Source organism: Sphingobacterium paucimobilis HER1398 (assembly GCF_000416985.1).
Taxonomy (GTDB): domain Bacteria; phylum Bacteroidota; class Bacteroidia; order Sphingobacteriales; family Sphingobacteriaceae; genus Sphingobacterium; species Sphingobacterium paucimobilis.
The window spans coordinates 142,535-166,735 of the sequence record NZ_ATDL01000021.1; the positions used below are offsets into that span (position 1 = coordinate 142,535).

Genomic DNA, 24,201 nt, shown 5'->3' on the forward strand with positions numbered 1-24,201 from the left:
ATCTAAAATGTAATAATTGCCTCATATATATTAGTTGACATGCAAATGTAAGTAATACGTATTGTTAATATGTGTTATAATTTGTTAAATATGACCCTAAACAATTCGTCGTGCAAATCTAAGAATTTAAATTTGTTTTAATCATGTTAAAAAAGTATAAAATATTGGTGCTTATGATTGTTCTGTCCCTCGTGGGAATTGGAGGAATCGTGGTCGTTTGGTTGTATGGAGGATATGTAAATAAGCGCGAAGTTTTCGTAACAGAAGTCGAACGCAGCCTGTTTAATGCCATACAGGCTTATTATGATGAGCATCAGAATATGCTCAACGAAAAACGTGATCAGAACATTTCTAAAGAAGGAGCATTGTTTGCTGCACGCATCAAGACACTATATAATAATGTCGATGAAGACCGCATACAGACTCTTTGGGATAGCTTGGCACGAGAGCGGATGTTGCGGTATGCCAAGCGTAGGGAGGCTAAGAAAGAGGTTGGGGAACCGATGGCCATTATGCCTTCTTTTATGCTCCAAAACATTACCTTTAGTAAGGAGACCCTTGCAGAAATCAATATATTGTTGGCCGATATTTTGGAATCAAAAGGTATAACTACACCGGTACGGATTACGATCAAGACCATAAAGGAGGGGCATCGTGGGAAAGGGAAATACCAGCTCAGTGTCGGTTCAGATGGCACGATAGCCACGCGTCCCATACTGGTCAACCCCACAGAAGACGAATATCTTGTTGCTCAGTTTGAACATCCCGTTTTTTATCTCTTGAGCAAAATGGTAGTCCAGGTATTACTTTCGATTTTCTTGATTTTGGCGCTTATTGGTGCTTTTATATACTTGTTATGGACGATCAATCGACAGAACAAGTTAGCTTTGTTGCGCAAATCTTTTGTAAACAACATGACCCACGAACTGAAGACACCTGTCGCTACGGTGATGGCTGCATTGGAGTCTATTCAGCGTTATGGTGCGAGGGACGATAAAGAGAAGATGGAGCAATACTTGCGTATTTCTCATCGAGAGCTGGAGCATCTGGCCAATATGATAGAAAAAGTGCTGCAGCTTGATATCGATGAGGTGACAGGAGTGAATCTAAGAAGGGACCCCATAGACATCGTACAGTTGTTGGAAGAAGGTGTCGAAATTGCGCAATTGGGAGCCAAGAAAAATGTAAGTATTGATTTTGTGGGTAGCTTGCCGAGACTGACCCTTGTCGCTGATGCCGCTCATCTCAAGAATGTGATCAGTAACTTATTTGATAATGCAATCAAGTATTCTGGAGATACCGTCAAGATACAAGTCGGATTAAAGGAAGAGGCAGGAATGGTTATACTTTCGGTTTCTGATAATGGACATGGTATAGATCCCATTTATTTTAAAGATATATTCGAGGTGTTCTTTCGGGTGCCAAACGGAAATTTGCATCCTGTCAAGGGGTTTGGCCTAGGTTTGGCATATGTCAAACAAGTGGTAAAACAGCATCGTGGTACTATTAGAGTGGATAGTGTCTTGGGAAAAGGCACCGTATTTATTTTATCAATTCCAAAACAATGAGCAAAGTAAAAGTACTATATGTCGAAGACGAACTGAGTTTAGCCTTGATTGTTGCAGACAGTCTTGAAGACCACGGGTTTGAGGTGGTACACCGGGAGAACGGACAAGACGCATTGAATTATTTTAAAAAGGAAAATGCAGACGTTATTATTCTAGATGTGATGATGCCATTGATGGATGGTTTTACTGCCGCGGCTGAAATTCGAAAGACCAATCCCCATGTACCTATATTGTTCCTTTCGGCACTCACCCAGACGGAGGATGTAGTCAAAGGGTTCCATTTAGGGGCCAATGATTATATCCGTAAGCCTTTTAAGATAGAAGAACTCATCGTACGCATCGAAGCACTTTCTAGGCGAGTCAAGAGGCCTGTTCACGCGACGTATGTAATCGGGGACTATGTGTTGGATACGAATAAAAATGTCCTGAGGCATGCCGATGCTGAGGAAAAGCTGTCCTATAGAGAGATAGAGCTGGTTCGTAGGTTGTTTGAGAATAGGGACAACGTGGTGCCACGCGAAGATATTATTAAAGCCTATTGGGGAGACGATACCTATTTTACAGGACGTAGCCTCGATGTGTTTATCAGTAGAATACGCAAATATTTTGCACGAGATGCACGTATCAAGATTACCAACGTGAGAGGAATTGGCTATATTATGAATATTGACTAACTTAATGTTTTGAAATAGGAGTATATGGTGCTAAGGGGGCATGTACTTTGAGAACAATTATGGTATAAAATTTGGATGCCATTCCTGGTTAATATCTCCTGAATAGGAGATCCGTTAAAAAATATACAAATGAAGGCATTATTAATTGTTGATATTCAGAACGATTTCCTGCCCGGAGGAGCACTGGAAGTTCCCAATGGAGATCAGGTCATAGAAGTAATAAACAGCGTCCAGTCCAAATATGATTTGGTCATTGCAACCCAAGATTGGCACCCCTCTTTACATCAAAGCTTTGCCTCCCAACATATAGAGCACAATGTCTTTGATCAGATTGATCTAAATGGTTTGGAGCAGGTGCTATGGCCAGATCACTGTGTACAGGGGACCAAGGGAGCCGAATTGTCGGATAGTCTTGAACAGAGAACCATAGAAGCAGTGTTCCGAAAGGGCGTAGATCCTTTAATTGATAGTTACAGCGGATTTTATGACAATGGACGACGTAAAAACACCGGGTTGCATGGTTATTTGCAGGATCGATCCATAGCAGAAGTTCACGTGTGTGGTTTAGCAGCAGATTTTTGTGTACACTTTACCGCAATGGATGCGCTTAGTCTAGGGTATAGAACCGTTATCCTCTCGAAAGCGACAAAGCCTATAGATAGAGAACAATACATGGATAAAAAGCAAGCTTTTATTCAAGCAGGGGGGCTTTTTTTCTAGAATCCTTTTTTCCACCCATTGCATTATTGCCAAATTGACGTAGATTATAAGTGAAGGACAGTAAGAAATAGCGGTTTAATGTATTTGAGGTCACATCCGAAATGTTATCGATATTGACACGTCTACTGACATTTTGAGCATTGTTTAGCAAATCAAAACCCTTTAGTGCCAGTTCCGCATTTCTGCGTTTAAGAAGTTTGTAGCCTATAGAAGCTTGCCATAAGGTCGTTTCTATAGCAGAGGCGCTCCCTATTCCGCCGTTCAGCAAATATGTAAGTTGAGAAGACAGTACAAGTTTCTTGAGGAGTTCGATGGTAATATTGTTGTTGAGCCTATGCGTAAAGACCTCATATCGCGGTAACGTACCCAGGGGGTTGCGTGTGTATCTGCCATTGATATTGTAGCTTAGGGAAAAGATATATTCCTTGCTAAAGTTCGAGTTGACCCCGATACTCTGTCCAAATCCATAAGACGTACTATTGACCAGTTCGCCATTGCTTTCAGCGAGATCGTTGTCAAAAAACACTCTTGTGTTGGCATGTACATTGACTTTAAGCGGTTTTATGGGCAATCCGTAACTGTTCGTGAGTTTGAAGCTATAGGCGCCGTTGATATTGATGGGCACGGTGTATTGCCCGCCAGCACCCAGTCGGAAAGATGTATCTTTAAAAACCAGTGTCGTATCCCGGTTGGTCGTTAATATGGAATTTGTGATTTTGTTATTAACATACTCAAAGTTTACATTCGTCGTTAGTGTACGCCCCGAATTCTTGTTGACATCTTTATATTGAAGCTTTAAAGTATGCGCATATTCCTGATTAAGGTTAGGGTTGCCATTAGTAATGCGTAGTTCGTTGCTATTATTGACAAAATCCTGAAGCTGGTTGATATTCGGTGTATTGGTTTGGGTGTTATAATTGAATTCCACATTTCTGTCCTTGGAAAACTTATACACGGTGGTGAATTCAGGGAGTAAACTGTTAAAATCTGCAGTCGTCCGAAGGTTGATAGGGACAGTGCGATTATTAATGCGGATACCATTCTGATAGTTCAGCCCCATTTGTATACGTAATACATCTTTTCGGTTGTAGGAATAGGACAGTCCGCCACTGTGGTAATTGTAATCATTTCGGAACTCGTTGGAAAGGCGATCTCTTAATTTGCCCAATTGTCCCGTTTCGGCCAGAAACTGGAACGTCTCTCGATTGGAATAGTTTGCTGTGTTCCTAAAGTTATAATTAGCCTGCAGCCGACTGTATCGAGAGATCGATTCTGTAAAGGAAAGACGGCTATTTATACCGGATCCGTACCCCTCTGTCAAACTGCGGTTGTTGTTCGTGTCAATTCGACTTATAGTGGGGTCTGTATCGCCCCAACCTCCTGTGGGCGCATTTTTGTAGTAAGACGTGGTGGCGAGTGTAAGTCCCAGTGCATCGTTATTACTTTTGTTGCCGCTCATACTCAACGATAGTGAACGTCCCTTTTTGGCAAACCGATGCATGTAAGTGAGAGATCCGCCGATATTAAAACTTTTATTGTTACTATCGCCCGAACGTATAGAATGGTTGATCGGGTCGGTGTGATAACGATCTGTTCGGTTATCCGAACTATTCTGTTTGTGTACTTCGGTGTACCGGAAGTTTGGTGAAAAGTCAATCCGATTAGTCGAATCGATATTCCATTTTAAGCGAGCGTTAAACTTATGCTCCTTGTTCAGATCGTCGGATAGATTTTTTTGTTCACCAAATTGGTTTGCCCGTTTTTCACTCAGGTATTCAATATTTGATATCGTGTTGGTCAATGTGGAGAGCGAGCGAAAGTTGTAGTCCCCACTGACTTCCATTTTTTTATGCAAGTAGGTATTGGTAAAGTTAACGGCACCAGCGTAGGTCGTGGAAAGACCTCTTTCTGTATTGTTGTTGGCTCGTCGGTTACCACCGCGACCTTGTTCCGCAAAGTTGGTTTCATTAATATTGTTGGCCATCAGGTTGACGGCGTATTTCTTGTCTCCGTCAAATGTGTTCAAAGATGCGTTGATACCAAATTTATTACGATCCCCCTTTCCTCCGTTCAATTTTCCGAAATGCCCATGTCGCTTGTCCGGTTTAGTGACAATGTTGATTATCTTATTGCGTTTGCCATCATCAAAGCCTGAGAATCGAGCTTGTTCTGACTTCTCGTCAATCAGTTGGATTTTGGCAATGATTTCTGCAGGAAGATTCTTTAAGGCAATCCGGGGATCCGAACTGAAAAACTCCTTCCCATCTACTATGATACGTGTCACTTTTTCTCCATGCGCCTCTACATTACCTTCTTCATCAATCATCACACCAGGGATTTGAGCCACCAGTTCATCCGCCTCGGCATATTCTCGAGTAGAAAAGTTCTTGGCGTCAAACTCCATTGTATCTCCTTTTAAAACAATAGCAGGGGCGGCAATGATTTCGACCTCTTCAATCGCAATTTCTGAAGGCTCAAGTCTAAAAAAGAGGTAGACAGGTTTACCTTCAATAGAAATCGATCTGGATTCCGTCTTAAAGCCGATGATGTTGGTGCTGATCGTGTAATCTCCTTTTTTGAGATTCTGTTGCGAAAACACACCTTTTGCATTGGAAGATATACTGATAGTGGAGGAATCCTTTTGGTTTATTGCCCGTACCGTCACACCTGACAAAGGCTTGGATGTGGTCTTGTCCACGATATTGCCCGACAATACATGCTGAGCCCTTACGGCAAAAGCGTTGAGTATAAGACAGAGCAAAGCTGTCAAAAGAGTGAAGGTATTAGATTTCAAAAGGTTTAGTGTTTAATACTTTATCTCAAAAATAGCTAATTTTTGGGATAAAAAGCATAGCTGGATATTAAATATATATTAATTGTTGTTCTTGTAATAGATTCAATTAAATAAAGTCTCCATATTTGTATCTTTTGATAGGAAAACGCAGATTTCAGATGACGTCTCGAAAATGACATTTCGGTTAAACCCTACTATCGTATTCTGGGTCTAAAATCAATATCTTTGTACCGTTCTAAACTGTAATATGAAGGAGACCACATTAAGTAGAAAGGAAAAAATACTGCAGACAGCCTTGTCTCTGTTTGCTGAAAATGGGTATGCGGCTACTTCTACCAAGGAAATCGCTGCGTTGGCAGGGGTGTCAGAAGCTTTGATTTTCAAGCATTTTGGGAATAAGGATGCGTTATTGGCACACTTGATAAAATCGGGGTATAGAAGAGTATTGCAACACCATAGAGGGATGATGACCTACAAAAATGCAAAGGACTTTTTAAGAACGATGATATTTCTCCCGAGCAAATTGGTCTCGGACGAGCCTTTGTTTTGGAAATTACAGGAAAGATTGTCCCACACACCATTCTCCAGACAGCAGCACGAGCAGTTCATGAAGCCCGTACATCCCATCATACAGCGTGCCTTTGAGGAGCTGGGATATAAAGAACCCGAGCTAGAAACACAGTTTATGCTGCTTATTATCGATATGCTTTGGAAAAAGGAAGCCTGTGGTGATATCACAAACGCCATGGATCTGGCAATCATGCTGGAGGATAAGTATAATTTGATTTAATGCGTTTTTATGCATTATTGTGTAAAAGTTTTGCATATTATGCTTTACTTCTGCATATAAAGTGTTATTTTAGAGCCTTAATTATAAAACAAATAATATGCTAAAGTCAATTATAACCAGTGCATTTTTGTGCGGTTTGACAATGGCGGGATTCGCACAGAAGAAACCAGCCTTTGTCCCTTTTATCAATCAGCAACACCAATGGGTGGACTCGGTTTTTAATAGTCTAACCCCCAAAGAGCGTATTGGACAATTGTTTTTGGTACGTGCACATACCAATTTGGGACAAAAATATATCGATTCTGTAGCGACCGTGATCCAAAAAGAGCAACTTGGTGGATTGGTCGTTTTTCAGGGGGGTCCCGTACGGCATGTTGACATGTACAATCAATACCAAAAACTCACGAAAGTACCATTATTAATCACATTCGATGGGGAGTGGGGCTTAGGGATGCGTCTACCAGACTCAACACAGTCTTTCCCTTATCAGATGACATTGGGCGCTATTCAGGACAATAGCCTGATCTATGACATGGGGCGCGAAATCGCCAAAGATTTTCTACGCATGGGCATGCATTTTAATTTTGCTCCTGTGGTAGATGTGAACAACAATTCTAAAAATCCAGTGATTGGATTCCGTTCTTTTGGAGAGAACAAAGTGAATGTTACTAACAAAGCCAAAGCCTATATGGATGGAATGGTTGATGGTGGTATTATTGCTTCATTAAAACATTTTCCAGGACATGGCGATACGGATGTGGATTCGCATCATGATTTGCCACAGCTTAATTTCTCTAAAAAACGGTTGGAAGAACTAGAGATGTATCCTTTCAAAGAATTGATCAAACAAGGCGCACCTGCGGTAATGGTAGCCCATATGAACATTCCGGCCTTGGATAATACGCCTAATATGCCTTCTTCTATTTCCCGTAAGGTCGTTACAGATTTGCTTCGTAACGAGTTAGGGTTTAAGGGGCTTGCTGTGACTGATGCGATGGATATGAAAGGTGTTAAGAAGTATTTCCCCAATGGAGAAGCCGATGTAATGGCAATCGAAGCTGGACACGATTTATTGGAAGTGTCTGAGAATAGTGGCCGTGCTATTGATCTTGTAGAAAAGGCCATCAAAAGTGGAAGAATTAAACAAGCTGAGCTTGATGCACGTGTCAAACGTGTCTTAGCTGCAAAATACTGGTTGGGATTGAACAATTACCGTCCCACCAATCGTAACGGACTGATCAATGATCTGAACAGACCAGCGACAAAGTCTTTGATTCAACGAATGGCAGATGCGTCAGTGACCGTTTTGAAATCAAACAAACGTATCCAATCATTTGATCCTAAGCAAGAAACTGCTGTGGTCAGTATCGGTATAGATCAAGGTCAGGATTTTGAAAAAGGATTGAGTTTACAGCTGACACAGGGAACAAACTTTTACATTAAAGGCAACGAGACACAAGAAGAGTTGGATAGTTTAGTGAAAGTTATCAGAGATCATAAGCAGATTGTATTGGCCATACACGACAATCGCTCCCGTCCGCGTAGTGAATTGGATATAAAAGAACCAGTCAAGAAATTCATAGATAAAATGGCAGGGAGACGTACCATAACCGTCATGTTTACCAATCCATATGCCATCAATTCCGTTGACGTAGCACGTAGTGCATCGATCATTCTAGCTTACCAAAATGATGATTTTATGCAACGTGCGGCATTGAAAGTATTGTTGAAGCAGATCAAAGCAACAGGAAAATTGCCCGTTACAGTTAGCAAAGAATTCGCTTACGGAAAAGGTGTTTAGATCGTAAAAACGATAGTTTATTGAAACCGTAAAATTGTTAAAAGAATAACAGTTTTACGGTTTTCTTCTTTTACCCCCTAACCTAATCCAACTTCTTAACACCATCACTGCATAATTTCCATAACTCGATAACTTGTTAACACAATCACTCGTTAACATGATAACTTACCTCCCTACCGAAAGAATTCCCAAAGATCGGCTCCAAAGGCATCCGAATGTAAACATTTTCTTCTTTTGTGAGCGCTTCTTTTTATTTCATTCATATTAATGATAACTTTGAACCTGATTTATAAAATAGACTTAAGTTATCGGTAATGGCACAAGAGCAAATTTCTGTATTTGATATGTTTAAAATAGGTATCGGCCCTTCGAGTTCGCATACCTTGGGCCCCTGGAGGGCGGCGCAGCGTTTTGTACAGAAACTTGTAGATACCGCTGTTTTTGAAAGCGTGCAACAGGTCAATATCCTTCTGTATGGCTCTCTAGCCAAGACAGGGGTGGGGCATGGTACAGATATTGCCGTTTTGTTGGGCCTCAGTGGGGATGATCCTGTGACTTTTGATGTATCACAGGTGATGCCTAAAGTAGAGCATATAAAAACTGCTGGAAAGCTAGTTTTGGGTGGCAGCCATCAAATAGATTTTAGTTACGAAGAGCAGCTTCTTTTCCTATTTGACCAGAGCTTGCCATTTCACCCCAATGCGGTGACCTTCCAAGCCTTTTTGGCGGATAGTAAGGCTATTTCTGAAACCTATTATTCTATAGGTGGAGGCTTTGTCGTGCAAGAAAATGATTCCGAAACCGTGCTTTCCGAAGTTGATCTCGCTTTTCCGGTTGATACTGCGCAACAATTGATGAGTGCCTGTATGCGCACAGGATTGAAGATTTCGGAGATCGTATTGGAAAATGAGTGTGCTTGGCGTCCGGAGTCGGAAACCAAAGACGGTATTTTACGTATTTTCCAGACTATAAAAGAATGTATTTATAAGGGCTGTCATACCGATGGCGTCTTGCCAGGAGGATTGCATGTCGAACGTCGTGCCGCTAAGATGAACAAGCGCATGCTCAAAGGACGTGAATATAAAGATTATGACACATGGATTGACGCTATTCGTCAAGGTGGACGTGACTTTGGTTATATCCTAGACTGTGTGAGTTGTTTTGCACTCGCGGTCAACGAGGAGAATGCGTCTTTCGGACGTGTTGTTACTGCGCCGACCAATGGGGCAGCAGGGGTTATACCGGCTGTACTCCAGTATTACATCACTTTTCACGATGCCTATGAGGACGATAAGGTGATACAGTTCGTAGCGGCAGCGTCAGAGATAGGATCTATTTTTAAGAAAAATGCGACTATTTCAGCAGCTATGGGAGGCTGCCAGGCCGAGATCGGCGTATCTTCAGCTATGGCCGCAGGCGCGCTGACGGAGTGTTTGGGAGGATCCCAGCGACAAGCATTGATGGCTGCAGAAATCGCTATGGAGCATCATTTGGGACTTACCTGCGATCCGATCGGCGGATTGGTACAGATACCATGCATCGAACGTAATACCATGGGGGCGATTAAAGCTATTACAGCAGCTCAATTGGCGTTACAATCCAACCCCGATAAAGCAAAAGTTAGTCTAGATGCGGTAGTGTCTGCAATGTGGGAGACTGCTCAGGATATGAATGTCAAATACAAAGAAACAGCCGATGGCGGTCTAGCGGTAAAAGTACCGTTGAGCTTACCGGAGTGTTAATATAAGAGGTTCAAAAGCCTTAGCCTAACAAGCTAAGGCTTTTTTCTTTACTTTTGCAACTATGAAATACTCATGTTTAGCGAAACACAAACACCCATGAGTATTCCGTATGGCCATTAAAGAAAAAATTAAATACATATGAAATATCTATGTAGCAGAACTGCACAAACACTACTGATGTAATTTGGATATTCCATATGACAGATAAAAGACAAACCGAGCTTGCGAGCTCATCGAAGATAATTAAATACATATGAAATATGCCGCAATAGCTTCAGGGTCGAACGGGAACTGCTACTATGTAGCCAAGGGAGAGGATGTTGTATTGGTTGATATAGGAATCAATACCAAGCATGTGGAACTGCGTATGGCCAAGTTGGGCTTATCTCCTGCTGGGATCAAAGCTATTTTCATTACCCACGAACATGGTGACCATATCCGGGGACTCTCGGTATTCTGTAAGCGGTATCAAATACCAGTCTATCTGACAGAAGGAACATACAAAGGGACCAAGCTCAGGTTGCCAGAGCATTTAGTGCATATCATCAATGCCGATGCGCGAACCGCCGTCGGAGATCTGACAGTAATCGGTATTCCCAAGTATCACGATGCCAAAGAGCCTTGTAGCTTTGTGATTACCGATGGTATGACCAATGTGTCCATTTTAACTGACTTAGGGCGAGGTTGTGACAATGTGAAGCATGTCATACAGCACTCGGATGTATTGTTGTTGGAGTCCAACTATGACGAGGAGATGTTGCGTACAGGGCGTTATTCTTATTACCTCAAAAATAGGATCAGCTCCGGTTGGGGCCATATATCCAATAGAGAAGCACTGGAGTTACTGTTAGAGAACAGAAGCCCACGACTCCGGCACCTTATCCTGGGGCATCTGTCCGGCGAGAATAATACCGTGGATATCGTTGAACAGACCTTTGCACCACATTGTGAAGAAATTGAACTATCCATTGCGTTACGGACAGAAGAAACACCGCTGTACGAATACGTGCCGGCCATGCAGACTATATCCAGGTTTGTGTATGTAGAACAGCAGATAACGTTGACACAGTTTTAAAAAAGTCCCCAATAAGTTTTAACTTTGCACGGTCATTTTCAACGCAATATGTTAAAACAACAAACATTTCGGAAGCGTGTCATTCGTTACAACTATTTCAAGCTTTTTCTTTCCGTCGTCCTTGTTAGTCTAATATCCTGTATATTGGCTTTTAGTCTAAAGCATCTGACCGAGTTTTTTCAACACTATATCTATCATTATATTCAGGGGCAACAGGCCGCTCTATTTATTCTGTTGCCGTCAATCGGGATTACAAGCATCTACTTTCTGCGTAAGTATGTGTTTCAGAATCGTAAGAACAAAGGAATTAAGGAGATCTATACCACGTTAGAAACGCGAAAAGATCACCTGCCGTTCTTTAAGATTCCGTCTCATTTTATCAATGGTTTTTTAACCGTCATCTTTGGTGGATCGACCGGAGTGGAGGTATCTACGGTGGTCGCTACTGCGACAGTAGGCAATCAGGCCTATAAGCGGATACATTCAGCTTGGGCGTTTAAGACCGAACTGATTTGTGCTGCGGTTACGGCCGGTGTTACCGTACTGTTTGGAAGTGGCATAGGTGGTCTGCTCTTTGCTTTTGAAGTGATCGCACGCCGGTTCAGCAAAACACTTTTATTCAGTGGTATGGTGTCGATGATTTTAGCCTATGCATTTGTCTATTTTTTTGATGGTAAGCCGATCTTACCTTTTGAGGTGACACATTGGAACTTATCAGCCTTGCCTTATATATTTCTGTTGGCGATATTGGGAGGGATTTTAGCGCTGTATTTTACCAAGTTGGTCATCTATGCCAAGCACTATTTTGGGACGATCAAAAGCAATTTTATCCGGGTCAATCTGGGGGCGATAACGGTAGGTGCTTTAATATTCTTCCTGCCTCAGCTCTATGGCGACAGCTATGTTGGGTTGCATGAATTGCTCACCTTGGGGCAGCTCTATCCGATGAGCCAACTGACATGGCTGCCTTTGATGCTGTTGCTATTTCTTAAGCCACTGGCCGCATCATTGACACTGGGTGTTGGTGGAGACGGCGGGGTCTTTGCACCGAGTATCGTTGCGGGAGCCTTCTTGGGGATGTTATTTGCCCAGCTGTGCAACCATTGGTTCGGTACAGAGTTAATCCTGCTTAATTTTGCACTGTTTGGTGCTGTGGCGATGCTTTCTGCCGCTATACATGCACCGTTTGCGGCTTTGTTTATCATCATGAGTGTAGTACCTAATGGTATTCAGTTGTTTATCCCTTTATTGATCGCCAGTTTTATTGCTAAAGTCTTTGCCAAATGGGTATACCCCTATAATGTGTATACCTATAAAGAGGAACATTCCTTATCTTTACCTACTGGATTTCCTCTGAAGCAATGAAAACCTATAGCGGATATAGCGACGAATACCTGTTCTCCTTGGTTCAAAATGGAGATAATGTCGCTTTTGATGTGCTTTACGAACGCTTTTTTCCTTTATTATATGTACACGCCCTTCGCAAGTTAGACGATGCACAGGAAGCCAAGGATCTGGTACAGGATACATTTACAGCTTTATATCAGAAAAGAGAGATCATTGGAGAGTTACAGAATTTTTCCGGATACCTATATGTCTCGTTAAAGAACAACATTCTAAATTTCTTAGAAAAGAAAAATGTACGTAGCAGCTATTTAGAAACTTTGGATCAGCAGCAAAGCTACAGCTCCGTTGAGGGGTATGTGTTTGAAAAAGAGTTGAAAGCGCAGATCGAGGAGGGAATAGACCTTCTTCCCGAGAAGATGCGACTGGTGTTTGAGCTGAGTCGATTTGAGCATCTCAGCCATAAGGAAATAGGTGAACAGCTTAATATCTCCGATAAAACTGTAAAAAGACAGATTGTTAATGCCTTGAAAATCATACGATCCAAAATAAATTTACTTTTTTTCTAAAAATATCTACACCCCTTGTCCGAGCTACCTGTCTTATCTCAAAAGACAAGTTATGGACCACAACTTCCAAGATTTACTAAAGCGATATAACGAGGGCAATGTCTCTGAAGAGGAGAGAGAACAAGTCGAACGTTGGTACCTGGCTGTTGGAGAAAAGCCTAAGTCAATCCATCAAGATATTTTACAGGACCATTATACGCAGGGACGCGAAGAGATAAAGCAGTTGTACAAGGTTCGGAAGCTAACCCCTGTGTGGAAGCAGATTGCCGCCGCCGCTGCAGTATTGACACTTATAGTTGGTGTTTACCTTATGAGGACTACCACTCAAGACGCACAGCAGCAATTAGTTTCCCTAGACAGCATTCTGCCTGGAGAGGAGACAGCTGTTCTGCGGACAGATAATGGGCAGGAAGTCGATTTGAAGGCTATGCTTGTTGGTGCTAGACTCAACAAAGGAGGAATGGAGATTATTAAGCTGGCTACAGGAGGAATACAGATTCGACAGTTAGAAAATGGAGGCGAGAGTGTCGAACCTAGTGTGATAAAGACCCCTAAAGGAGGTGAGTTTGAGGTCACTTTGCCGGATGGCTCTTTGGTAAAGCTGAATGCTGATTCGGAGTTGAAATTATTGGCCGGCTACAATAAAAATGAGAGAAACGTTGATCTTTTGGGTGAAGCCTTTTTTGATGTGCAAAAATCAAGTAAACCTTTTGTTGTGGGTACAGCGAAGCAAAAAGTAACCGTGTTGGGGACACAATTTAACATTAAAGCTTATCCGATCGAGTCGGAAACCACAACCAAATTATTGCGCGGAAGTGTGAAGGTGAGCAATAAAGAAACAGGTAAGGAGATTATGATGAAGCCAGGAGATCAAGTCGTCAACAAAGGAAATGAACTGCTGCTGACATCAAGAGAGACACAGCAGGTCGATTGGGTGAATAAAGAATTCGTGTTCAATGAAAAACCTGCTGAGGAACTGATGAATGATATTGGGCGATGGTACAATCTAGAGGTAGAGTTTGAGCGTGAAGACCTAAAAGAGAAACGTTTTACAGGAAGTATCCCCCGATATTCAACATTCACTAAGGTTATAGCGGTATTAGAGGCTACAGATGTTTTAAGCTTTAAAATCGAAGGAAGAAAAATAATTATTAAATAACAATAAACTAACCATTGATAGACAAAAGAAGAGGCCAAATATGCTCGAACATATCTGACCTCGATGGCTGTCAATATTTAATACTATGTCGTGAGAACTAAATAACTAACAAAACCAATCAAATTTATGAATTACAAAAGAGGAATACTAATGAAAATCCATTTAGTATGTGTCCTTATTGGAGCTGCACTTTTGCAGACTAAGGCTGCTGTGTATGGACAGTTGATCAATGTTAGCGCCAAGAATATATCATTTAAGGAGCTGATTCAGAAAATTGAACGACAGTCTAGTTATAGATTCGTTTATGAAGACGAACTCATACGCTCCATGCGGGCTCAAGATGTCAGTTTTGAGCAGAAGGACGTTCGAGAAGTGCTGAGCACATCGATCGGAGATTTACCTATCCAATACGAGATAATCGATAATACCATCATTCTGAAAAAAGGAGCTAACCAACAGCAAACCAAAGAAATCGTCGGGTTTGTGTTTGATAAAGAAGGTGCGCCTGTTCATAATGCTACAGTACGTGTGAAAGGCACATTTCGGGCTTCTGCTACCAATGCGCAGGGGCGATTTGCTATCGGCGTGCTTCCGGGGGACAAATATATCGAAATCTCCATGTTGGGGTATCACACCAAAGAGTTGAGTGTCAGTAGTAATCTGTCGCATGTCGTTCTTGATGCCGTACAATACGCATTGGACGAATCGGTTGTTACTGTACAGACAGGTTACCGCGCATTGACCGATGCTCAATTGACAGGGGCCGTCGCTAATATTAACCGGGAGGATTATGATCAGCGTGTTGCCGTATCAGGCAATTTCTTGGAGAACCTCGAAGGTAAGTTAGCTGGGTTGGTTTACAATCCCCAGTCCAATGACCTTTCCATCCGTGGCGTGTCGACCTTCGATGCGGTGCGTAAGCCATTGATCGTATTGGATGGATTTCCGACAGAAATCGATATACAGAACATCAATCCAAATGATATTGTGTCGGTCAACGTGCTGAAAGATGCTGCTGCAGCTTCCATCTACGGTTCACGAGCTTCCAATGGGGTTATCGTTATCGAAACCAAACGGGGTAAAATGGGCGTAACAAAATTCAATCTACGTGCTACAACAGCCATACAGCCACGTCCGGACTTTGGCTACATGAACTATGCTGGTTCAGGAGCATTGGCATCTATCTTAAAGGACAATCTTTTGATCGACAAAACAGCTGTAAGGACGGAATATACCGGAAAGCTAATGGCGTCGACCCCTGTGCATGAGGCGGTATTTGATTTCAAAGAAGGTAAGATTACGCAGACCGAAATGAACGCACAGGTAGCTGCTTTGGGAGATTTTGATAATCTACAGCAGTACAAAGAACTATTCTATAGGAATGCATTGACCAATCAAATTGATTTTGACCTGAGCGGAGGATCGGATAAACATACCTATCTCTTGGGCGCTAACTACCTGGGAGAGTGGGGTGATTATATCGAGACGGATAACAAACGTATTTTGCTAAACTTTGCCTCAACACATAGTTTAAACCGATTGATGTACCTGGACTTCAAAGGAACCTATCAAAATCGAAAAAGTAACAGTCCTTATCGACGGGTGGGGATCAACGATTTCCAACCCTATGAAAGATTAGTGGATGAACATGGTGATGCATTACCAGTAATATGGGGCGTAAATACTTTCGGTGGCAGTAGCCGGTTTTCGAGTATCATTTCCGGTAATAATGATTTGAACATAGAGAACGGGCTCTATGATCAGTTGTATTACCCCTATGCCGATGTCTTTAGGGCAAACAATAAGACCAATACTTCGGCTGTCCGCTTTCAGGCGAGATTGAATACCAAGATCACCTCTTGGTTAGACTTTGATTTTGGAGGAGCTTACGAAGATGAACGTAATTTGGTCAGTAGCCTGAAGCAGGAGGATTTTTTTGATATGCGACGGTTAATGAATTATAGGGCATCCAAGGCCCCTGTTACTGGACGCCCTATATTTGACCAACTTCCAAAGGGAGACCTGCTATCGAGAGACAATGAATCTATCAAAAGCTATACCGTACGAGGACAGTTTAATTTTAACTACAGCAGTCCTTCTAAAGACCATCAACTGTCTGGAGTTGTAGGTTCTGAGATTCGTCGGATCGAAAATAGTAATTACCTGACCTCCGTATTCGGATATGATGGACAGACATTGATATATACGCCTATCGACTTTACGGCATTCAATGCCAGCCAAAAGCCTGCTTTCGATACCACATTGCCAAATACTTCGATACCTAGTGTAAGTTACCAAAATTATTTTGGTGAAAATTACGATGACAGACGTTTTGTATCCTTCTATGGCGATGCGACTTATTTATACAAGAACCGTTACGCATTGACGGGGAGTATCCGTACCGACCAATCCAATTTATTTGGGACGGATCCACAATATCGGTACAAACCTTTTTATTCCCTCGGAGCGAATTGGAGTATACATCAGGAGGAGTTTATGAAAGATCTAGATTGGGTTTCATTGTTGAAAATCCGTACGGCTTATGGCGTGAATGGAAATACACCAACATCAGCTAATGGCAAATACCTTATTCTCAATTCAGATATAAACTATACTTATTTTCCGTTCGAAAAATATTACGATGTACTATCACCAGAAAATAGCTCTATGCGTTGGGAGAGAACAGCCACCTACAATGTAGGTTTGGATTTTGCGTTATGGAAATATCGCTTGTCAGGAAGTTTAGATTACTACCGGAAAAACTCTACTGATGTTATTGGTCTATTGAGCTCAGATCCGACTTCTGGATTCAACTCCTACAATGCTAATACGGCGACTATTGTCAATAACGGCTTTGAGATGCAAGTGACATCAGCGAATATCCAACATTCTGGTTTCTCGTGGAAGACACAGCTTACAGGCTCTTTCAATTTTAATAATGTGAAAGAGGTAATGACCGCACAGCCTACAGGTATTGAGGCTCAGGTACCTTTGGTATCACAGATTGAATATGTGGCGACTAGGCCTATAGGTGCATTGTTTGCCTATAACTATGTAGGACTAAATGAGAAAGGGCAGCCCGAAATTATGGATAAGAACGGCAATCGCCGTATGGTAAGTACTTCGGCGAGCGGAGGAAATACGGAGATTACTATCGAAGATATGCAGTATATGGGGACTACTGCGCCGAGACATGTGATCGGGTTGAACAACCAGTTTAGTTTAGGACAGTTTGATCTATCTTTTCTGTTAATGTACTACGGTGGCCATGTCATGCGTACGCAGGCTCCGGATCCTTATGTCACCAATAGATCATTCCTAGAAGAAGGATTGAATTATTGGAAGCAGGCTGGTGATGAGGCTACTACGGATATACCTGGATTTATGGTGGTGGGATCACCCAATTATTTTAATACCTATGCGAAGACAGGGTATACGTATGCCAACAAATTCGTGAAGAAAGCAGATTTTATACGGTTACGGGATATCGTGTTGACCTATCGGCTAAAGGAAGATTTTACAAACAGATTCAAACTGTCTAATACGATGGTTCGTTTTCAGATTCAAAATCCACTCAAGTATACCTTTAGTGATAATAGTATAGATCCGGATGCCATAAATAGAGCTACCGGGGCTCGCTCATTGCCGAGGCAGGCGATGTACAGTATTTCTTTATACACTAATTTTTAATGGACCAACACATGAACTTTAAATATATATTAGGATTGATTTTCGCAGTAAGCTTGTTCTCTTCCTGCGATAAATATTTGGATGTCGAGCCCAAAGGTATTGTGATACCAAAGCGTTTTGAGGAATTCAATGGGATATTAAATGCAGCAGTCAATACCAATTGTTATCCCGATTATTTGGTATACGCTACGGACGATATCAATGCCTCTTATTCTCCGGTAGCACAGGACCCAATTGCAAACGCTTACTTCTGGAAATCAATTATCGATGTAGATAATGATGCAACACCTGCAATCTGGGGATCGCTATACCGACAGATTTATAACGCCAATATTATTATTAATAATATCATGGCTGTAACCGATGCCAGCGAAGCACAAAAAAAACGTCTATTGGGGGAAGCTCTTGTCGAACGGGCAAATGCACACTTTGTACTTGTTACTGCTTTTACCAAAGCATACGATCCAGTCACAGCAGGTAGCCTGCCAGGTATTCCTTGGGTGACCTATACGGATGTGACTACAAAGACTCCAGATCGTTCGACCTTGCAGGCTACCATGGATAAGATTGTCCATGATCTCAAAGAAGCAGAAGGCTACCTTGATGCGAATCGGCTGAACAAAGTACGGATTAATAAGGCCGTAGCTCAAGCCATATTATCCCGGGTAAATCTGTATATGGGAGATTTTCCTGAAGCAAAAAAATATGCAACACTAGCGCTGCAGGAACCACACGAAATCCTAGATTATAATGCGTATGAGTACCCAAGCCAGGAAGAAGATCCAGAAATGCTTTGGTTGAGGACTGCTACAGATTATACCATGAATTATTATGTGTATTATTCCAATGATCTGCTCCATCTTTTTGAAGGAGATGATCTAAGATTGTTGTTACTAGCGTATGATCTTGGTGATGGTCTTTACATGCGTGGAGAGAACGGTTGGGGAATGTATGGCATACGTTTTTCCGAGTTAAAACTCACCCAGGCGGAAGCGCTGGTACAGGATAATGATCTTGGAGGTGCCTTGGATATCGTTAATGAGCTCAGGGCTTTGCGGATAGCCGACTACGCCTATGAGCCATTGGTATCGTCCAGCAAAGCTGAGGTCATGAATTGGGTGATTAATGAGCGTAGAAGGGAGTTGGCATTTAGTTCTGCACGTTGGATGGATATGAAACGTCTGGCAAAATTGGGACTAGGATCAAAAGCTACACGACAGTCTTCCGATCATGAAGATCTGTTAAGTATTGATCCGGCGAACTACAGTTTCACGTTTGAAATTCCATCACGTGTATTGATGCTCAATCCGGGGATGCCAAAGAATTTTTAAACTGAAGAGAGTGGTCTACCAAGAAAGTAGACGTCATTCAGACCGTAGTGGAGGAATCTATGGACTAAAAAGAGTTAGCTCCTATAAGTTTTTAGATTTCTCCACAAGGTCGAAATGACGGTGCAGTTTACAAATTTTTTGCTGCTTTACTTCTTGGACGCCTTTTGATCGAAGAAATAAAAAGAAAAATACAGATGAACAAATTAATAACAGCAGCATTACTTCTATGCAGTATTGCTACCATTGCACAAGAGAAATATACAATTACAGGAACTATCGCTGGAAAAACAGAAGGTAACAAGGTGTATCTGTACAAAAATGATTATGCCGAAGATGTTAAGGTGGATAGCTCAGTGATTAAAAAAGGGAAATTCAAATTTGTGGGTTCTGTGCCTTCGCCCATGTACTACCGTGTCGTGATCGATCGTACCCCAAAAGGAAAAGAATCTTCACCTCGAAATTGGACGAGTACACATTTTTATTTAGAAAATTCGCCAATTACAATAGAAGGACACATTGATAGCATTAGTACCTACTACTATACTCCGCAAAAAAAGGCAGCTATGGTTAGAGGTTCCAAAACGGAAGATGAATACACAGCCTTTAAGGAGTCTTTAAAAGAGAAAAGAGTACAGATAGCCGCTTTAGATAAAGAATATATGGAAAAGTACCACCTGCCAACGATGGATGGTATTTATAATACGGAAGAGGGAATACGCCTTACGAAGGCAATGGAACCTCTTGCAAAGGATATCAAAGCCGCCACTTTCGAATATATACACAGCAATCCAGCCTCGATAGTAGCCTATGACCAAGCGCGAATGAATTTCTTGGGGATGTTTGTGGAATTGACTGAAGAAGAGATAACGGATCTGCAACAAATCATTAAAAAAGGATGGTACGGTACAGAACGCTATACGAGCTTTATGGAACTCTCCGAAAGGGCTAAAATGACGGCTTTGCATACCAAATACCAAGACTTTGAGTTATTAACACCAGAAGGTGGTAAAGCGAGGATATCATCCCTGGTACCTAACGGAGAATATTGTATGTTAGAATTTTGGGCTTCTTGGTGTGGACCTTGCCGTGGCGAAATCCCACATTTAGTAAAAATCAATGAGAAATATAAGGACTCCGGTTTTAAAATCATCAGCATTTCTATCGATGAAAAGGATGAGCACTGGAAGAAAGCAATGGAAGAGGAGAAGATGACCTGGACACAGCTCAACGATCCTAACGGATTCAAAGGAGAAATTTCTCAAGCTTATAACATTCAGGGTATTCCTTTTGCAATACTACTGGATCCAGAAGGGCGTATCGTAGATTTCAATATGCGGGGAGCCAAGTTGGATGCCGCATTGTTAGATATTTACGGATTTTAGTTTTGACATACGAACACACAAAAACAAACATACATGTAACAGCCTTAGATAAAGTATTATCTAAGGCATTTTTTTATGTACTGGTTTACGCTATGCCCTTCGGTAGTGCTTGCATGATGCTTCGAGAATGCTAGGGCACAGGTTCGAGACAGGTTCGGGTTATGGTCGCTTGTTCTTCGGCTGTCGTTTGCCTTCGAGCCAAGGCGTAACCGAAGAATCATCGAAGGGTAGTCGAAGCTGTCCCGAAGGAATCCCGAGGATGGTACGGAGGTGTATCGGAGCGTAGTCGAAGCTATAACGGAGTTGAGGGGACTTGAGCAGACTTAAGGAGACTTGAACGGACTTTGTGAGTGTTATTTGTTCTGCTGTCTAGTTTTTGTTAACTTGTAGGTTTTAAGTTTGTTATAGTTTTTTTTAAACCAATTGTCTCTTTTATGGACGAAATTATCAAAGAAGTTGTTTCCCAAAAATTGCGTAAGCGCGGTGCAGACTATAATCTTGGTGAAAATAGCAAGCTTGCGAATGTGGATTTTACCTATGCTAGCAGGGTGAGTTCTAAGATATATCAATACAGTAAAAAAAATTGGCGTGAGATGACCAGCCGATCTGTTTTTAATCGTTTGACGAAGAAGGTAAGTCAACTCGTTCGGCTGGACGAGGAGCATGAGCTAGGGCAGTTACGGATAGGGTACGGTAATAGCTCCACTTTGAAAGAGTTCCGTTGGAATAAGAAACGAACCTTCTACGGACTTGTTCCGTGGCAAACGGAGATTCGGTATAGAGAGGATCAAAGAGATATTTTAGTGAAAATTCTAGACGACAAGCTGTGGCGTGTTGCAAGCACTGATAAGGGGATAAGTTCGCTATGCATTCGTTATCATGCTTTGAAAGTGCCCTTTGAATTGGATGATGAAATTGACTTTCTCTACTCGAAGGAACTTCATGTGTTTCCAGGTAAAGAGCCGCCGGCAAAAGAAACAGAGTTTTCAGTGCCAGATTGGGACAATTGTTTGATTGTTGTAACAGGGGTGGTTCGTTGTCGTGTATGGCATGCTGGTGGTAAGGAAGATTATTTGTCCAATAGTCAGGCTTTTATGGCAGCGGATATACTGGAAGTTTTTCGGATCCGTAATGGAAAGTTGATGAAAGATGTGGTCCGCGAATCAACACCCGTGCAGAAATCTACTCAAGAAGGGGGAACAGAGTGGGTGTAATGCTGCAAAAAAAGCCTCGATGCGAAGATACACCAAGGCTTTTTAGTCTCTATTATGCGCATTGTTCGATGTTTTCGGTTTTATTGACTTCTTGTAGCTGTTTTTGTTCTTGGAAATAGTCTCTCATAAAGTAATCTGTGTCCTCTGAAAACTGTGTTATATTTTTGTTTAGTATTTCTATTTCTGTGACCCCACCAAAGAAACAATCGGAGTGCTTATATTGGCCTTGAGCTTCTGCTAATGCGGAGAAGTAAATTTGATTATGCTTATTGTGACGGACAAAAACTGAGCATAAATTGGGATAGAAAGCTTCGCAAAGATCCATCATGTAGTTTAGGTTGGTGCTACGTGGGGCATAGCGTAGGTGAGTGTTTAATAATCCTAAACAAATTTGTTCTAGCGAGAGAGCTAGTAGAAAGATAGTGGCTTCATATTCTACTTCATAGGCAAATTCGTTAGGTAAATATTTTAAATCGTGTGCTTTCTTTTGATGATTTTTCCATTTGTTTTCCAGTTTTAACCAATCTATAGTTTCTATTTCAAGATCTCCTACATCTTTTATATATTCCCTATCCCTATCCCTATTCCTATACCAACACTCTCCAGCTTGCATTAGGTTCGTACGAAATACATCACCCTTTTTCAGTTTCTTTTCAACCTGCTCCGGTGTCTCTTGGATTAAAGTCACTTTAATCTTCTCCGGTAGTAACTGCATAACACAGTTTTGAAGATCCATAATCGGTCTGTTCTGATTGGACATAATCGCGAAGAGATAATAATGATGAATCTCCTGGTGTGACTGCTGAACATTCAGTAGGTTGCACATACTGTCCTGACGTGTCACATAGGCAAAGCAGTAAAGCCCATGTACCTGTCCATAGGTTTCCAGCGCATTGTGGATAAGGTCGCGGTGGTTGTTGTTGATGTTTGTTGACTTTTCCATATCTATTTTGGTTTTAATAATGTTGCTTTGTTGATGAGGTTCCTGGATAGATGAAAACTTTTCCTCTATTTCTTGCAGTAGCTCCTGTTCGTAGTCCACTATCCAAGTCATTGTTCGGTCAGCTATGTCTTTGCAGAACGCGATTTTCTGAAGATCCATCGTAAAGTTGTTCTTGTAGCGGGAGCAGGTATATGACTCCGTTAATTTATGAACAGCGAGTTCCTCCTCTTTGGTGCTGATCAGCGTACTCAAGACGGGGTCATAGGGTCTGAAAAAATCTATGTTCTGCTTCAGGGAGTGCGAGCGCTCCTCGACACCTAGTAACAATTTCTGTGCTACGCGTAATGATATTTCAAGCGCTTGATGAAGCATAAATGCCGCATTGGGATAGTTTTCCTTGCTATAATAAAGATGGTATCCTTCCATAAAGGCGGTGATTTTGTCCTTTTCTCTTTTTATATATGATCTTGTTTGCTCAAGAAGCTCGTCGGAACCAAGCACCGGAAGGATTACTGTATTTATCGGTTCGGGATTTACATAAATCCGGTTTCTAGACTGACAGTTGAGGTATAAGCGGCCAAGTCCATCGTTGATTCTGGACTGTACTTCTTTGGTATTGTAGAAGGTAAAATAGTGGTCTTCCATGGGCTGCAGTGCACGTTGGCATCTTTCCCTTAGGGTGCTGCTGCGTTGCTTGTTGTGCGTATGTACTTGTACGATTGTTTGTACGATTCCGTTGCGGTTGTAGGTCCATAAGAATATCTCGTCGACGGTGAGATGTTTGAAAATGATCTCAAAATTGCTTTCTAGTGTTGTTGTCATGTCCAATAAGATTAAGGGTGAAAATAGGTTACATTGTCTTTGTGGATTTGTAGAAGAGCATCGGGAAGTAGGAGGATGAATTCGCGGGCTATCAGGAGCTCCTGGTCAATTTCATAATCCTGTTGCCTTTTATTGTTGATATCGCTGGATAGAAGTAACTCATCGAGGAAATTGTACCAACCGCTTAAGCTCATAAAGCCAAAGAAATCGCAGATGATGCGTTGTGCATCTACTTTTTCTTTCTCTAATAGTAATGCGTTTAATTCTCCAATATCTTTATACTGAAACAGTTTTTTCTTTGATGTCGGTTGCCAATTCCGCATTTTAAGTATAGTGTAGGCTGCTTCTATCATCTGCGCCAAATGAAGGTAGGTAAAACCATAATCGAAGACACGGTTTCTGTCCAACATGGGGCACATGGAGTAACTGAATAGAAATCCAAAATTAAGAGACCAATTGGTACCCCAACCGTGTACAATCTCCTTAAGAAATCGATTGGGTTCGCTTGCGTATTCTGGAGCGAGATACCGAAGCTTTTTGATTTTGTGTGTTTTTGTTTCCATTGTTGTGTGTGGTTTGTGAT

General features: G+C 41.8%; 17 protein-coding genes. 14 read left to right on the top strand and 3 right to left on the bottom strand.

The window, feature by feature from the left end; all coding sequences use genetic code 11:
- Window positions 1-143: 143 nt before the first annotated feature.
- From M472_RS41240 to pncA, 3 genes are all read left to right on the top strand, one after another.
- Window positions 144-1,568 (top strand): sensor histidine kinase, encoded by a 1,425-nt coding sequence (locus M472_RS41240; protein ID WP_021069396.1) that lies wholly within the window; start codon window positions 144-146, stop codon window positions 1,566-1,568.
- Window positions 1,565-2,242 (top strand): response regulator transcription factor, encoded by a 678-nt coding sequence (locus tag M472_RS41245; RefSeq protein ID WP_021069397.1) that lies wholly within the window; start codon window positions 1,565-1,567, stop codon window positions 2,240-2,242. The genes M472_RS41240 and M472_RS41245 overlap by 4 nt, the downstream gene beginning before the upstream one ends.
- A 129-nt stretch (window positions 2,243-2,371) precedes the next feature.
- The gene (gene pncA, locus M472_RS41250; protein WP_021069398.1) at window positions 2,372-2,962 is read left to right on the top strand and encodes a bifunctional nicotinamidase/pyrazinamidase; all 591 of its coding nucleotides are present in this window, start codon (window positions 2,372-2,374) and stop codon (window positions 2,960-2,962) included.
- Here pncA and M472_RS41255 read toward each other — a convergent pair.
- Window positions 2,934-5,756: an outer membrane beta-barrel protein gene (locus tag M472_RS41255; protein ID WP_022829284.1), complete on the bottom strand. Its 2,823-nt coding sequence runs from the start codon at window positions 5,754-5,756 to the stop codon at window positions 2,934-2,936. The genes pncA and M472_RS41255 overlap by 29 nt on opposite strands.
- Window positions 5,757-6,003: 247 nt before the next feature.
- Between M472_RS41255 and M472_RS41260 the strand changes: the two genes are divergently transcribed.
- The 11 genes from M472_RS41260 (at window position 6,004) to M472_RS41310 (ending at window position 21,853) form a co-directional block, all read left to right on the top strand.
- Entirely contained in the window at window positions 6,004-6,546 is a 543-nt protein-coding gene (locus M472_RS41260) for a TetR/AcrR family transcriptional regulator (RefSeq protein ID WP_021069400.1), read from the top strand.
- A 97-nt stretch (window positions 6,547-6,643) separates the two neighbouring features.
- Window positions 6,644-8,347, top strand: a complete 1,704-nt coding sequence (locus tag M472_RS41265) for a glycoside hydrolase family 3 protein (protein ID WP_031301464.1) — start codon at window positions 6,644-6,646, stop codon at window positions 8,345-8,347.
- 314 nt (window positions 8,348-8,661) lie between these two features.
- Window positions 8,662-10,089: an L-serine ammonia-lyase gene (locus tag M472_RS41270; protein WP_021069402.1), complete on the top strand. Its 1,428-nt coding sequence runs from the start codon at window positions 8,662-8,664 to the stop codon at window positions 10,087-10,089.
- Between the two features lie 253 nt (window positions 10,090-10,342).
- On the top strand, window positions 10,343-11,164 hold the full coding sequence (locus M472_RS41275; protein ID WP_021069403.1) for an MBL fold metallo-hydrolase: 822 nt from the start codon (window positions 10,343-10,345) through the stop codon (window positions 11,162-11,164).
- Window positions 11,165-11,212: 48 nt separating this feature from the next.
- Window positions 11,213-12,529 (top strand): chloride channel protein, encoded by a 1,317-nt coding sequence (locus M472_RS41280; RefSeq protein ID WP_021069404.1) that lies wholly within the window; start codon window positions 11,213-11,215, stop codon window positions 12,527-12,529.
- Window positions 12,526-13,077 (top strand): RNA polymerase sigma-70 factor, encoded by a 552-nt coding sequence (locus M472_RS41285; RefSeq protein ID WP_021069405.1) that lies wholly within the window; start codon window positions 12,526-12,528, stop codon window positions 13,075-13,077. Before M472_RS41280 ends, M472_RS41285 begins: the two co-directional genes overlap by 4 nt.
- A 52-nt stretch (window positions 13,078-13,129) precedes the next feature.
- Complete coding sequence (locus tag M472_RS41290) at window positions 13,130-14,236, top strand: FecR family protein (protein WP_021069406.1); 1,107 nt, start codon at window positions 13,130-13,132, stop codon at window positions 14,234-14,236.
- 150 nt (window positions 14,237-14,386) lie between these two features.
- The gene (locus M472_RS41295) at window positions 14,387-17,926 is read left to right on the top strand and encodes a SusC/RagA family TonB-linked outer membrane protein (RefSeq protein ID WP_021069407.1); all 3,540 of its coding nucleotides are present in this window, start codon (window positions 14,387-14,389) and stop codon (window positions 17,924-17,926) included.
- 11 nt (window positions 17,927-17,937) lie between these two features.
- Entirely contained in the window at window positions 17,938-19,257 is a 1,320-nt protein-coding gene (locus M472_RS41300; RefSeq protein WP_158499879.1) for a RagB/SusD family nutrient uptake outer membrane protein, read from the top strand.
- A 194-nt stretch (window positions 19,258-19,451) separates the two neighbouring features.
- On the top strand, window positions 19,452-20,639 hold the full coding sequence (locus M472_RS41305; RefSeq protein ID WP_144062653.1) for a TlpA disulfide reductase family protein: 1,188 nt from the start codon (window positions 19,452-19,454) through the stop codon (window positions 20,637-20,639).
- A 434-nt stretch (window positions 20,640-21,073) separates the two neighbouring features.
- The gene (locus M472_RS41310; protein ID WP_021069410.1) at window positions 21,074-21,853 is read left to right on the top strand and encodes a hypothetical protein; all 780 of its coding nucleotides are present in this window, start codon (window positions 21,074-21,076) and stop codon (window positions 21,851-21,853) included.
- A 52-nt stretch (window positions 21,854-21,905) separates the two neighbouring features.
- On the opposite strand, the gene M472_RS41315 is transcribed toward M472_RS41310, so the two are convergent.
- A complete protein-coding gene (locus M472_RS41315) occupies window positions 21,906-23,618 on the bottom strand; it encodes a HEPN domain-containing protein (RefSeq protein WP_021069411.1) in 1,713 nt (570 codons plus the stop codon).
- Between the two features lie 11 nt (window positions 23,619-23,629).
- On the bottom strand, window positions 23,630-24,181 hold the full coding sequence (locus M472_RS41320) for a hypothetical protein (RefSeq protein ID WP_144062654.1): 552 nt from the start codon (window positions 24,179-24,181) through the stop codon (window positions 23,630-23,632).
- Window positions 24,182-24,201 lie beyond the last annotated feature (20 nt).

Bases quoted from the DNA above. Each gene is read 5' to 3' on its own strand.
- M472_RS41240 (WP_021069396.1), top strand. From the start codon at position 144: ATGTTAAAAAAGTATAAAATATTGGTGCTTATGATTGTTCTGTCCCTC.
- M472_RS41245 (WP_021069397.1), top strand. From the start codon at position 1,565: ATGAGCAAAGTAAAAGTACTATATGTCGAAGACGAACTGAGTTTAGCC.
- pncA (WP_021069398.1), top strand. From the start codon at position 2,372: ATGAAGGCATTATTAATTGTTGATATTCAGAACGATTTCCTGCCCGGA.
- M472_RS41260 (WP_021069400.1), top strand. From the start codon at position 6,004: ATGAAGGAGACCACATTAAGTAGAAAGGAAAAAATACTGCAGACAGCC.
- M472_RS41265 (WP_031301464.1), top strand. From the start codon at position 6,644: ATGCTAAAGTCAATTATAACCAGTGCATTTTTGTGCGGTTTGACAATG.
- M472_RS41270 (WP_021069402.1), top strand. From the start codon at position 8,662: ATGGCACAAGAGCAAATTTCTGTATTTGATATGTTTAAAATAGGTATC.
- M472_RS41275 (WP_021069403.1), top strand. From the start codon at position 10,343: ATGAAATATGCCGCAATAGCTTCAGGGTCGAACGGGAACTGCTACTAT.
- M472_RS41280 (WP_021069404.1), top strand. From the start codon at position 11,213: ATGTTAAAACAACAAACATTTCGGAAGCGTGTCATTCGTTACAACTAT.
- M472_RS41285 (WP_021069405.1), top strand. From the start codon at position 12,526: ATGAAAACCTATAGCGGATATAGCGACGAATACCTGTTCTCCTTGGTT.
- M472_RS41290 (WP_021069406.1), top strand. From the start codon at position 13,130: ATGGACCACAACTTCCAAGATTTACTAAAGCGATATAACGAGGGCAAT.
- M472_RS41295 (WP_021069407.1), top strand. From the start codon at position 14,387: ATGAAAATCCATTTAGTATGTGTCCTTATTGGAGCTGCACTTTTGCAG.
- M472_RS41300 (WP_158499879.1), top strand. From the start codon at position 17,938: ATGAACTTTAAATATATATTAGGATTGATTTTCGCAGTAAGCTTGTTC.
- M472_RS41305 (WP_144062653.1), top strand. From the start codon at position 19,452: ATGAACAAATTAATAACAGCAGCATTACTTCTATGCAGTATTGCTACC.
- M472_RS41310 (WP_021069410.1), top strand. From the start codon at position 21,074: ATGGACGAAATTATCAAAGAAGTTGTTTCCCAAAAATTGCGTAAGCGC.
- M472_RS41315 (WP_021069411.1), bottom strand. From the start codon at position 23,618: ATGACAACAACACTAGAAAGCAATTTTGAGATCATTTTCAAACATCTC.
- M472_RS41320 (WP_144062654.1), bottom strand. From the start codon at position 24,181: ATGGAAACAAAAACACACAAAATCAAAAAGCTTCGGTATCTCGCTCCA.